This is a genomic window from Methanosarcina sp. DH2 (assembly GCF_020804225.1).
Classification (GTDB): Archaea; Halobacteriota; Methanosarcinia; order Methanosarcinales; family Methanosarcinaceae; genus Methanosarcina.
Genome location: NZ_WJBI01000001.1, coordinates 164181 through 176935 on the forward strand (window position 1 = coordinate 164181; position 12755 = coordinate 176935).

7 protein-coding genes are annotated in these 12755 nt (G+C 39.9%); 1 reads left to right on the forward strand and 6 read right to left on the reverse strand.

Features of this window, described 5'->3' with window-relative positions; genetic code table 11:
* Positions 1-81: 81 nt before the first annotated feature.
* The 3 genes from FXV91_RS00720 to FXV91_RS00730 form a co-directional block, all read right to left on the reverse strand.
* Positions 82-2085 (reverse strand): hypothetical protein, encoded by a 2004-nt coding sequence (locus FXV91_RS00720; RefSeq protein WP_229387350.1) that lies wholly within the window; start codon positions 2083-2085, stop codon positions 82-84.
* 169 nt (positions 2086-2254) lie between these two features.
* Entirely contained in the window at positions 2255-3292 is a 1038-nt protein-coding gene (locus FXV91_RS00725; RefSeq protein WP_229387351.1) for a polysaccharide deacetylase family protein, read from the reverse strand.
* Between the two features lie 111 nt (positions 3293-3403).
* A complete protein-coding gene (locus FXV91_RS00730; protein WP_229387352.1) occupies positions 3404-4339 on the reverse strand; it encodes a UDP-N-acetylglucosamine 3-dehydrogenase in 936 nt (311 codons plus the stop codon).
* Positions 4340-5620: 1281 nt separating this feature from the next.
* Between FXV91_RS00730 and FXV91_RS00735 the strand changes: the two genes are divergently transcribed.
* Positions 5621-7216: a glycosyltransferase gene (locus FXV91_RS00735; protein ID WP_229387354.1), complete on the forward strand. Its 1596-nt coding sequence runs from the start codon at positions 5621-5623 to the stop codon at positions 7214-7216.
* A 201-nt stretch (positions 7217-7417) separates the two neighbouring features.
* On the opposite strand, the gene FXV91_RS00740 is transcribed toward FXV91_RS00735, so the two are convergent.
* The 3 genes from FXV91_RS00740 to FXV91_RS00750 form a co-directional block, all read right to left on the reverse strand.
* Positions 7418-7951, reverse strand: a complete 534-nt coding sequence (locus FXV91_RS00740) for a metal-dependent hydrolase (RefSeq protein ID WP_229387356.1) — start codon at positions 7949-7951, stop codon at positions 7418-7420.
* 90 nt (positions 7952-8041) lie between these two features.
* Positions 8042-10138, reverse strand: a complete 2097-nt coding sequence (locus tag FXV91_RS00745) for a disaggregatase related repeat-containing protein (RefSeq protein ID WP_229387358.1) — start codon at positions 10136-10138, stop codon at positions 8042-8044.
* A 367-nt stretch (positions 10139-10505) separates the two neighbouring features.
* Entirely contained in the window at positions 10506-12116 is a 1611-nt protein-coding gene (locus tag FXV91_RS00750; RefSeq protein ID WP_229387360.1) for a right-handed parallel beta-helix repeat-containing protein, read from the reverse strand.
* Between the last annotated feature and the right edge of the window lie 639 nt (positions 12117-12755).

Here is a 12755-nt window from a genome sequence, read left to right on the forward strand (position 1 = left end):
CTTTGAAATATATTAATTCAGTTTTAGTCGTGGATAGGGGTTTTCACTCAGGCGATTTATATAATAGTTTCCAATGAATTTTTATCTTTGCACTTCTTTACTTTCTTTAAGATAAGCAAGTACCTCTGAATTATCATATACCAGTGAATATTCCGGAGCTTCAAAGCTTTTGAAGAAATCTGCCGGTAATGGCTGGATTGTGTTTACCCCATATCTATTCGGGTCATTTATGGATATTGGTTCCGTAAGGGCGGATCTTCTCAGCAATATCATACTATCGCCGTTGATTTCTCTCGACTCAATCTGGTGTGTATCGAAATATGTTGCGTTATTTGCATCGTATCCCGAATCCCTGTAAAAAAGACAGCTGTCATAGGGAGAATCCATCAGGATATTTCCTGAATACACTCCAGATAATGTTTTCACAGCCTGGATTTCAATGTTTTTGAACTGGTTTCTTACGGTTGTCTCTTTTCCTACAAGAGGGTTGTCTTTATTAATTCCTGGAGTGGTCACCATTACAAATGAAAAAAGCAGCAGTATAATGAAGACCGCAGGAATTTTCGCTTTTTTAGAGTTGAACAGGCTTACCAGTTTTAATATATATGAGGCAGCTACCAGTACCAGAAATACTGCTATTAGTGGGAACCACCTGCTTGTAAGAAAATTTCTCATGCCCAGTAAAGGAATCCCGTAGGCAAGGCTATACAAAATTACAACAACCAGGGCAATTGAGAACTTATCTATTTTTTCGGCGTCCCTGCGGGAAAACCATGTCAGAACCCCTCCTATTGCAAAGAAAGGCAGGGCAAGATAGCTTATATGAAGTATCAGTGTTTCCAGTGAGTCCTGATTGGTTACAGTCCCCACAATAAGCTCATCACTCGAGTAGCTGGACCCCGCCTGAAGTACGTCTATAAGAGGTTTGAAAATCATTTCAAAAAAGGAGGTATCCGGAGTGACATATGTGAACATCCAATAGGTCTGCAGACTAATCACAAAAAAGAGGATATAGTTAAAACTGGCTACTGCAGTGGGTGAACTTCCATAAAGCAGCTTATGCAGGTATTTTCCTGCAAAGATTGAAACTAAAGCCAGAAAAACCACAAAAGTTGTCAACTGGTGGGTCAATATCATTAGAATTGTAGCAATGAGAAGAAGTCCTGCATGCACCAGGCCCGGCTTCTCGCTGAAGATCGCATAGAGGATAATTATAAAGTAGCAGAGAACAAGGGAACCCGGGGTTATGTTTGTAATTCCAGTGACGATATTATGATTATTCAGGTTTATTAATAAAGCAGCAAGCAAGCCCATCTGGGGGCCTTCAAGTTTCTTCCCGATGAGGTAAATCCCAGCCGTGCTAAAAATATTGGCAAACCCTATAGAGTAGAAGAAGCCGTCCTTGATATCCAGGCCGCCCATGAGCTGGGTCATAGAGACAAAAATGTGGGCAAGCGGATAATAAAAATATTTGCTGCTGATCTCAATTGGAGGAACGATCCCTGTATCAGTAATTAGTTTTGCCATACCGGCATGAAAATAAGCGTCATAGCCCATGAGGCTTGGAAAATTATAATAGATTCCGGCTCTTATCAGGATTGAGAGCAGAAATATCTGCAGCAGAATTGGAGCTACCCTATCTCCTTTTCTTATGTACAGGATCTCCGAGGCTATAATCCCTGCAAGTACACATATCAGTATAAAATAAGATATGGGTCTATAATACAGGTTTACGCTATATATGAATATACTTATAAGGAATATGAGATAGAAGGAAAGGCTGAGTACATTTTTTAACCTGTCTTTTCCTGGAGATATCGGTGCCTCGCTCTTAAATTTTTTTCTGAACACAATATATATCAAACAGGCAGAAAGGACAGCAATTCCAATATCCTGCTGGTTCAAGTTGATCAGGTAATATAAAGAAACAATAAGTACACCTAAATTGAATCCCATGACACTGAGAATCACGTCAAGGTTTCCGGTAAACTTCTCTTTACACTTTTTTATGATTTCCATATGACCAACAACATAATAACTTTCTTTAGGATTATATAGTTTCCCGATGAAGCATTTTTCTTTCACACATTTAAACTATCCTTTTTATCGGACTGCGGTTTTTTACCTTTCATTTTAAAGCCCTGGTCATCTGTTTTTCTCTTCTTTATCTTCCAATCATTCCTCTTCTTTTTTGATTGAAGTCTTTTGGCTTTCTAAGTTCCAGAAAGTTTCAGAATAATCCCTACAAATATCCCTAAAGATTGTATTCTTTATTCCACCAGTCGCAGATCTGAGCTCCCGGGGCCATCCATGCATCTTTCTCGGAGCAGTACTGCAGAAGCTTTTTATAAAATTCCAGGTATTCGCCCTGCATATAAGTATTATGCCAGAGAACCGTAAGCACTCCTCTATAGCGTTCAACAGTAAGGATTAACTGTTCCGTAAGAGACCATGCCTGCTTGAAATCCAGACGCATCTGACTGTGAAAGAGAGTGGTGTCCATTATGGTCAGCGGGAGCTCCAGGATTTCTATTTCTTTTCCGGTTTTAAGGTTATATGGTCTGAAAGGGTGGCACATGCCGTTTCTGAAGCCTGCGCAATCATGATATCCAAAAGTTGAATCGTAGCCGAAACCAGCATCTGCCAGCAGTTCCCAGGTTTCCGGAGTTTTGAACCTGAGATAATGGTTTCTGTATCCCATCACTTCTTTCCTGAGGACCCTTTCCAGTTTTCGTTTTTTATTTTTTATTTCAGCCGGGTTATTATAGGCTTCATGCCCTCCGTGGAGTCCCACTTCCCATCCTTCGTCCGAAATACGGCTAAGTTCTCCTTCAAGTTCTTCAATGCTGAAGGTAAAATCTTCATTTTCCGGATCAAGGGTGAGAAAATAGAATGTAGATTTTGCCCCGTACTTTTCTTCAAGCTCCATTATCCGCCTGAAATTCCATAAAGGGCTCCATGTTTTATTTATTCTTGAAAACGGGAGCATGGAGGCTTCTGCAAACTGGCCTCTTTTAAGAGCTTTTACAGTTCTTGCTGCAGTGTTCAACATGCCAGTACATACAAAATCAATATCGTGAGTAAGACATATCGCAAATTTTTTCCCTTCCGGGTATTCCGGGCTCAACCCGCTCTTCAGCAAAAACTCCGAAACCTCAGGCTCAAAAACATTTCTTTGCCTGCTCAGGTAGTAAGGAAACCTTCCGTACTTATCCAGCAGAGCAGGATCATATTCCTCTTTTTTTGTAAATAAATCCCATAAATCTTTATTTTGCTCTACTTTCTTAAGCACTTCATCAGCCTCACAGTTGTTGTTTGCCTCTTTCTTTTATCTGCGTAGTTGCTTTTGCAAACAAAGGCAGTTTCATTGCTGATTCCTGGATGACTTCATCTGGCTGCAATTTCATATCTCAACCATTTTTTCTTCCTTGTATGATTTGATTGCAGCTAAAGCCACTTCCAGAGCATGCTTCCCTTCTTCTCCTGAAGGCATCGGGCAGGTCCCGCTCCTGGCACAGAAGATAAAATGAGATAGCTCTTTCTGCAAGGGTTCGGCTTTTTCTACCCTGGCTTTCTGGACCCATCCATTATCGTGAAGTTCCACACTCTGGTCAAGATAGTCCAGATATGCAACACCTTTCAAACCAACAGCTGTAAGTTTCCGTATTTTATGAGGGGTTAGCCAGTTTGTTTCCACAAGCCCTGAGTATGCATGGTTCAAGCGCAGGTGAATGGTTGCGTGATCTTCAAAAGAATGAATATCCGAGCCTGCTACGGCATAAACCTGGTTTATCTTCATTCCGTAGATGCAGGAGATTATATCTATGTCATGGACTCCAATATCCAGAATTACCCCAACATCCCTTATTCTTGGATTGTAGGGGCCAACTCTTCTGGTTGAGACAGAAACGATTTTTCCCAGAGCTCCTGAGTCAACGATCTCTTTTAATTTCAGGACCGCAGGGTTAAATCTCTCTATATGCCCTACCATCAGATGCCTGTCCGTCTCTTCAGCAGATTCTATCATTGCAGTTGCATTTTCCACACTGTCTGCAATAGGTTTTTCGACAAGCACATCTACCCCTGCTTCAAGAGCATCAAGCACTATGGGGCAATGAAGGGTAGTAGGAGCTGCAATACTGATTGCGTCAAGTTTTGTTTTCTCGAACATTTTTTTATGGTCTGCAAAAGGCAGCGTATTGTATCTTGCTGCAATCTCTTTAATCCTTGAAATATTGGGATCCGAAATTCCTGCAAGTTTTACATCTTCCATTTCACTATAGATCCTGACATGGTTCTCCCCCATGTAACCGGTTCCAACCACTCCTACGCGTATCAATTCTTTTACCCCCGCAATAATCTATCAGACGTTTCCCCTTAATTTGTCTGATATCCTGCAAAAACAGGACACGTTAACATAGGTAGTATACTATCAATAAATTGAAGGCTCATCTCGCAAAGGAAGGCCTTAAGTTTTTATTGCTTTTTCAGATCGGCCCCAATTCCGTTTTCCATATTTTTCCTTTCATTTTATGGAAGCCTTCCAGAACACAGATAAGTTAAAGCCTCAAATTCCTCTTTCCCCAATTGACAGTTTATGGTTTCACCATTATGTCGTTTCCCTTTAAATGAATAAATATCCTTAGAATATAAGTTTTAGCCTTGCATCAATATCTTTTGTCAGTAAACTCTGATTACGTGCATATACTGAACTCGTCTGTTTCATTTTTTATAGCCGATTGACATTTTTCATATTTTGCTTGAATCCTTCTGAACTGGAGAAGTTCCTTACTGATTTATACGCTCTCAGGACAGGGCTAACAGGTGCGCTTTTTTACTACTATACTCAATGTCCTCTTAGCTCTATATTTTTATTATACCCGAATGGATAAATAAGCACCCTGTGAATACACTATTTTCTTAATGGATACTTCATTAGACCCAGAAGCTTTTTTTAAAGTACTTACTTTCCCCTTTTTCCTTCCACCAGCAGCTATACCATTTTTTATAATTGATCATTGCCTGTATGGTGCTTTTCTCTTGCTCACTTGCTCAGACCGGTTAAATCCCTCCTGTACTGGTCCCTGAGAGCTATGCTGGGCAGGTAACTGCAGGTAACTGAGTCAGGGCGTATAACTGTGATTTACGACCTTATACTTTATACCAATCTTTATATAGTTTCTCTCCAGGCTGCTTTATCTTTAGAGAAATTGACTTCAAATCAACATTTCTTTATTTTTACAGAATTGGCGCATTTTTTACATTTGCTGTTAAGATGTAAACTATAATGGATTAACTCGCTCTTATCGCTAATCTGCCTATTAAAAAAGCTTTTTTTTTAAATATTTAGAAAATATGCCCTGGTTTTCTAATATTCTCGAGATCCAAAAACCGGAATAAAGAAAATTATAATTCTTGCTTATATATCAGTAACTCTCTATTTAATAAGGAAGCATTCTCGTAAGTTATCAATATTTCAACAAATTTTTTTCAGTCATATGTTAACTCTATATATATCTTCTTCCAATTATCTTTTAAATGATAGCCTTTAATATTTTTGCATTTATACACATACAGGGGGTTATAGTATAATGCATATTCATAGGGGGGTGGAGAGGGTTTGTATTCAGCCCTTACACTTTGTCTTAATTCTCTAATTTCCGATCCTATCAGTATAGTCTCATCGCAATCTCAACTTTCCGATAGACCTCTAAGACACGAGTTTACGGTCTTGATTCCAGCTCAAAACGAGGAGGCTTCCATCGGGAGTAAGGTCCTGCTTGCGGCAAGTTACGCAGACCGGGTACTTGTGCTTGACAAAGGTTCTACTGACCGAACTATGGAAGTGGCAGCTCTGGGAGGGGCAAGAGTAGTCCCTCTGGCGGGAGGAGAAGAGGCATTGCTCAAAATCCTTTACAGGGCATCTCTTGATTCAGAGCTTGTGGTTCTTATATATCCTGAATGTATGCAGGATATAGATCTGCTTTCTCATGTTCTCGAACCGCTAAGGCAGGGATTTGACATGTCTGTAGGTTCCTGGCCCTGCCGCGTTTCCTGTGAACAGGAGACGGTTATGCTTCTGAACGGGAAAAACACTTTCAAAGAAAAAATAGGCTTTCTTGCCGTAACCTCAAGGTCACTTCAGAATATTAGCTCAGGCAAAGAGCATCTATCTTTAAAATCTTTGCTCTCTGCCGCGAAAACCGAAAACCTTAAAGTTAATTATCTGAGCTTTGACGTTGATCCTGCTTTTCGGAAGCTTGAAAGCACCCGTATAGGAGTTGTAATACCTGCCTATAACGAAGAATTGCTTATCGGTGAGACTCTTCGTGGGATTCCTGAGTATGTAGATAGGATCTATGTGATCGATGATGGTAGTACTGACCGGACTGGAGAAATCATAAAAAAATTCGGAGATCCGAGAATCGTCTATCTGCGCCACGAAGTGAATAAAGGTGTCGGGGCAGGGATAATTAACGGGTACAAGCTTGCTTTAAAAGACGAAATGGATATCATAGCAGTTATGGCTGGGGATAACCAGATGGACCCTGCCCAGCTTCCCAGGTTAATCTTTCCGATTATCGAGGGGTCGGCTGACTATACAAAGGGTAACAGGCTTCTCTCCGATAATTTTATGACCGGGATGAGCAGGTGGAGATCTTTTGGAAATCTTCTGCTGAGCTTTTTGACTAAAATAGGGAGTGGATACTGGCATATCATGGATCCCCAGAACGGGTATACAGCTATTTCCAGGCAGGCCCTCGAGGTTATCGACCTGGATTCAGTTTATCCTTATTATGGTTATTGTAATGACCTGCTGATCAAGCTCAATGCTTTTGGAATGAGGGTTATGGATGTAGTAATCCCTGCCCGTTACGGCAGAGAGAAGTCGTCCATAAGATATAGCAAATACATCCGGAAGGTCTCACCCATGCTTTTCAGAGGTTTCCTCTGGAGGCTAAGAATCAAATATACGGTTCTGGATTTCCATCCCCTGGTTCTGTTCTACTTCCTTGGGATGCTTGCCCTACCTGTGAGTCTTCTCCTTGGTCTCTGGGGTTTCTTGCAGGTACTGCTTCAAAACCCGCTTCCGTCCTATTACCCACTCCTTGGTTTCCTGGTACTGGGTACTGGACTTCAAATGCTCCTGTTCGGAATGCTCTTTGATATGCAGGTTGAAAAGAAAAGGAATGAAAGAGTAGGACTTGCTCGTTAAGATTAGGAAGTTTTCCTCTGGATCTTTTCTTATATTTTTTACTTACAAAACTAGATGAATCACTGTTGATTCGGCCTCTTTTAGTCTTGTTCTTTAGTCTTATCTTTAATCCGACTCTTTTAGTCCGATTTTTTAACTCAACTCTTTTTCAATCAGGACTTTCTAGTCCGTTTAACTCAACTCTTTTTCAATCAGGATTTTCTAGTCCGGGCTATTTTTATTCATTTTCTTTTTTATCCAGACGCCGGCAAAAATCACAATTATCCCCATTCCCATAACTTCTGCAATGAAGATTTGGGATAGTTCGGGCTTGAATGAGCTTTCCAGCATTTTTATTAAATATTCAAGACCTGTGTAATCAATAGAATCCCTTGGGAAACTCCATCCAAGCAGAGGCCATAAGAAAGTTTGGGGTCGTCCCCATACCTGGTCTTCAAGGAGGTGGAAAAAAGAGCCAGAAGCAAGGGCAAATACCCTGGCATCCTTTCTCTTTTGATACAGGTAAATACCAGCAAGAGCGAGAAGGCAGCTGAACAACAGAGTATGACCTATCATGCGTCCATTTGCAAAAGTCGATGCGAATATTACTTTTCCTATTGGTTTATCTATCAGGTCAGGTAGAAGGGCTCCAATAGCAAGATACCTTAAATCTATTACGGATTTCAAACGAGGAATGAATATTCCGAGTCCGATAAATATCCCCAGCGTTATTCCCAGATGTCCGAAGAGAAGCATCGAAGGTTATAGAGGTCCTTCATTTATATCTAAATATTGTCTGTTATTTATATTTTCTTCATTATAAGTTTTGCTGATTCTCTGATTATATCATTCACCTGTATACTCTATAGTAAGTTTGGGTCTCTGGTTTTTATCTTGCCATTCCGAACTGTAGAAAGCAATATAGTTTCTGTTTTCTACTTTGGCTTTTATCAGAAAACCGGTATTTTCATACTTTCCACTGGTATACTCTTTAACGAGATCGGTTACGTCCAGTTCATAATACCTCTCGTCGGGAAGGGTACTGCCCTTAATAGTTATTGTCGCGTATGGAGTGCTCCCCTGAGAAACACCATTTTTATCGTACCAGTCTCCCCCGGGGTTCTGCCAGAGAGTGCCTGTTTCTCTTGCTTCCCATGTAACATGTTCCTCACACCATTTTTCCGGTCTGTACACTTCCAGAATAGTATCTTTCGGCCTGGCTTCGTCAGGGTAATACCAGAAAAGAGAAAGGGTTGCTTTTTCAATATTGTTCGTTCCACCCAGCTGGTTCAGTTCAAACAATATCACATCCCTGTACTTTCCGCCTTCTGACCTCTCTCCCAAATCCATGTATTCGGTTTCCCTGAATGTCGTGTTAGGAGACTCTTCTTTCAGCCTGTTGTCTGAGACAACTGACGGTAAGGCAGTTTTAAGGTTTTCATTATCCGATTCTCCCGAAGTGAAACTCAAAAAGATATTTTTCACAAACCTTATTATTTTTGAAATCATCCTTTCAATACCTGATTCAGGACCTTCTTCCTGTCCCGCATCCGTGTCATGCTCATCTATCTCATAAGGCAACTCTTGAGGCCCTGCTTGTAAAGCCTCTGTACAGGGCAGGTTCTCTGCTGAAGATCCTTTTTTATCCAGCTGTTCTACAAGTGCAGGGTCGGCTTGCATATCCGACTCAGAGCTAGCATACATATAGTTCCCACCTGCATTATTTAAGAGACAGTTATTTTGAAGGATAAAAGAATGAGTGTTTTCCAATTTGTTATAAAAAGCGTAACCTTCTCCGGCTGTAGAACTCGATTGAGTATTAATTATTATATTATTTCGTGCAATGGTTGTATATCCTGACCCTGTAGAGGAAAACTCGTTGTCCACCTCTTTATGGGCAATTGCCGCCCCATAGCATCCGTCGAATATGTTGTTTTCTATGAGGGTATCGTAAAAACCGTTGAGGACTACACCCCCCGACCAGTCTGCACCAGGGTTAATACCGGTTTTGTAAAATTTATTATTGTGAATATAAACATCTTTTGCAGAGTCTTTTGAATACACGGACCCATAGCCCGTAATCCAGATTCCCGCTGCATTTGTTTCATATAACAGGTTGTTGTAGATTTCGATATCATTCATTACTGTTGAAGAACCTGCTTTCTGGATTTCAATCCCGGCTCCCCCTTCCCCTTCGGAATTGATAACGTTGTTATAGAATTTGACGTGATTTCCATTATATATCCTGAGCCCACTGTTTGTTCTGCATGTTATTTTGTTGTTCCATGCTTCCACATTTGAGGAATATATAACATAAAGAGCGTCATGCCCGAGTTTATATATGGTGTTATTATAAAACTGAATATTGGAACCTTTGACTACTTTCAGCCCATCCCCGTGGTTGTCATGCATATACATGTCATGAACCTGAATATTTTTGCAGTTAAGGAAATGGATCAGGTTGTAATACCCTTTTCCCCTGCCTTTTTCTTTATTTCCGTCATGATTCCCGTCAATTTCGAAACCTTTTACAGTAATATTCTGGCTTTCCGAGCTATCTATCTGGGTAATGAGTGGTTTTTCCAATGGCCAGTCTGCTTTGTCCTCAAGTTTTATCACAGCTGTGGAATCCCCTTCCAGCACCGTATCGCTCCCGATAAAAATGCTGCCCGAGATAACGTATGTTTTAGGGCCTTTCAAATGAACGGTTGTGAACTCCGGATTTTCTGCAACGTATGCGAGGGCTTTATTGATCTCTACCTGGTCGTCGGTCCCATCGCAGTTAAAGTCCCCACTCCCGTCGGTATTTACATAAACAGTCATTTCAGGAGAGGCAGATGAGAGGGTAACGGCTATACTTGAGATCAGAATAATAAGAATTAAGATCAGGATTCCTTTTTTCTTTTTTTCTCCCATCTTATGTATCCATTGATTTTCGTTCATTTTGTACCCCCAATACACTCTACTATAACTCTCTAAGCTTAAAAAAAGTTATCTGTTAATATATGTAAAAAAATTTTATATGACTATTCTGGATTTTTCTCAGGGCCTTATGTCCAAAGAGCCTGATTCTTAAATAAGTTTGATCTTAATTCAACTTAAAATTTGTTAAAAATATGGAGTGATAAAAATATAAAGATATAAAATTATAAACGTTTTAAAAAAGGTTTAAGTTAGACTGATACGGATCTGGAGCAGTTTTAATTGTAAAAGTTAAAAGCAAACCCCGCAAGTCTAACTCTAAGTTGGAAGCCTTCTTTCCGTGGCTGTAAAAATTAAAGTTTTTAATTAAGGGTGTACTGAGAAAATATTAAATTTGAATTTTAAAGCAGAATAGAAGAAAAACTCTCAGGAATATCCTGAATATCCTCCACTCCGGCGAAAATATCTGGTTCCACCAGGCCACATATCCGGGCATCACTCCTGACTTTGATGCTTCTTCAGTGTTTCCGTACCTCCCTATATTGATCCTCTGTCCGTTGTCTTCAGGCTCATTTGAGTAATCAGAGGAAGGATACCCTGCATCAATGCACTGAGAGCTTCTAATGTCCTTAACCCACATTTTCCCGTTCCATCTACCACCTGATGATCTGAGATGATAATCATTTTCTTTCTGATCTGCGAAAAGAGGGTTTACATAAATATCGCTAGTAGATATTGCGTTTCTATAATCTCCTGCTACATTCTTGTAAAAGCAGTTGTTTTCCAGTAAAAAGCTATGGGTTTCAGGGAGATAATTGACAACACCATATCCTGTCCCGCTCGACTCGCTCTTGCGACGTTCAGTATTTGTAATGATGTTATTACGGACAATGGTCGTGTACCCCGTACCTTTTGGTGAAAGATCTGTAGAGTAACCTGTCGGGTACATTAGTGCGATAGCAGTATGATATGTGCCGTCAAACACGTTATTCTCAATCAGGGTATTGTTAAACCCACTTGTTACAATACCTCCTACCCAGTCAATACTGGGGTTCGTGCCTGTGCTATAGAATGTGTTGTGATGAATATGTACATTCTGCGCTTCTTCTACAGGGTAGTTACCATATGCCAGTAGCCAGATGCCAGGTCCGTAAGTGTCGTGGATGGTATTGTTATATACTTCTATATCATCCATGATCCCTGAGGATTTCTGGATCTGAATTCCGGGTCCGCCCGCGCTCCAATGATAAAAGGAATCAATAGTATTGTCATGGAATTTTACATGATTACAGTCCCATACTCTAAGCCCACTGTTAGTTCTGCAGGTTATCGTATTATTCCATGCTTCCATATATTGAGACTGGATTCCGTAAAAGCCGTCGTGACCTAGCTTATACACTTTATTGTCGTAAAACTGAATGTTGGAACTGTTTTCAACTTTCAATCCGTCTCCATGACTGTCATGCATATACATATCATGAACCTGGATATTTGTTGAGTTTATGAGATGGATTAAATTATAGTATCCATCGCCTTTCTTTTTATCTGTATTTCCGTCATGATTTCCATCCATCTCAAAACCTTTTACAGTAATATTTTGCTCTCCAGAGCTATTTATCTGTGTAATCAGGGGCTTGATCGCTGGCCAGTTTGCTCTATCTTCAAGTTTTATCACAGCCGTGGAATCCCCTTCCAGAACTGTATTGCTTCCGATAAGGATGCTGTCTGAAATAACGTACGTATTAGGGCCTTTCAAATGAACGGTTGTAAACTCAGGGTGTTCAGCGACGTATGCGAGGGCTTTATTGATCTCTACCTGGTCATCAGTCCCATCACAGTTAAAGTTCCCTCTCCCGTCTCCAGACACATAAACCGTCGTGCCTGATGGCGTGATAGAAAGGGTGGTCGTTGCCATTACAATCAGGAACATAAAGAATGCAATGTAAACTCCCGCTTTTTTTCTGTTTTCCAATCTTTTTAGAAGATCTTTTCCGTTCATTTTTTATCCCTGCACCCTGAGATATGTGCCTCCAAACTTGAAAAAAGTTTATTGCTGGAAGGTATTATCACTGGAATTTTAAAAAGCCTGATATCCTCAGCGATCTCACAGGTTTAGTCTTATATAACAGTCTATACAGGTTTAACAGTTACAACAGTTCAAAACAATTCTGTACAAGCTTTCAGCTTTTTCTTGAATGCATACGAATTCCAACATTAAGATACTAACTACTGATTACGGCAGTGTACAAAAAGCTTATGTGCTTGAATTTATTCAACTTGTATGGAGGGTGTGTATTGAAGAAATGATGTCCTCAGAATCGTAATAGGCTAATTTTATTAAATCCTATTTTAACTAATTTTTATATACAGTTAGCTGATTTAAGTTTTTAACAGTAATATTTGAGCACTTCTGGAAATATATCCACTACTGAATTATTTATTTGCTCTTAACTGAGTTAATATTTCCTATAAACTTTTATTCTGATTTCTGCATAATATTGTCCACTAAAATTTCCTTTACCTTCATACGTTCTGTAATGTCTCGATTAACGTCACATAAAAAGAAAAAAGTAAATTCAGATATGTTTTATGCTAAGTTTTGCTCAGGAAAGGTTCCTTCACGTTGGTATACTTTCAA

Excerpts from the sequence above, each read along its gene's own strand:
- FXV91_RS00740 (WP_229387356.1), bottom strand. The coding sequence starts at position 7,951 with ATGCTTCTCTTCGGACATCTGGGAATAACGCTGGGGATATTTATCGGA.
- FXV91_RS00750 (WP_229387360.1), bottom strand. The coding sequence starts at position 12,116 with ATGAACGGAAAAGATCTTCTAAAAAGATTGGAAAACAGAAAAAAAGCG.
- FXV91_RS00745 (WP_229387358.1), bottom strand. The coding sequence starts at position 10,138 with ATGAACGAAAATCAATGGATACATAAGATGGGAGAAAAAAAGAAAAAA.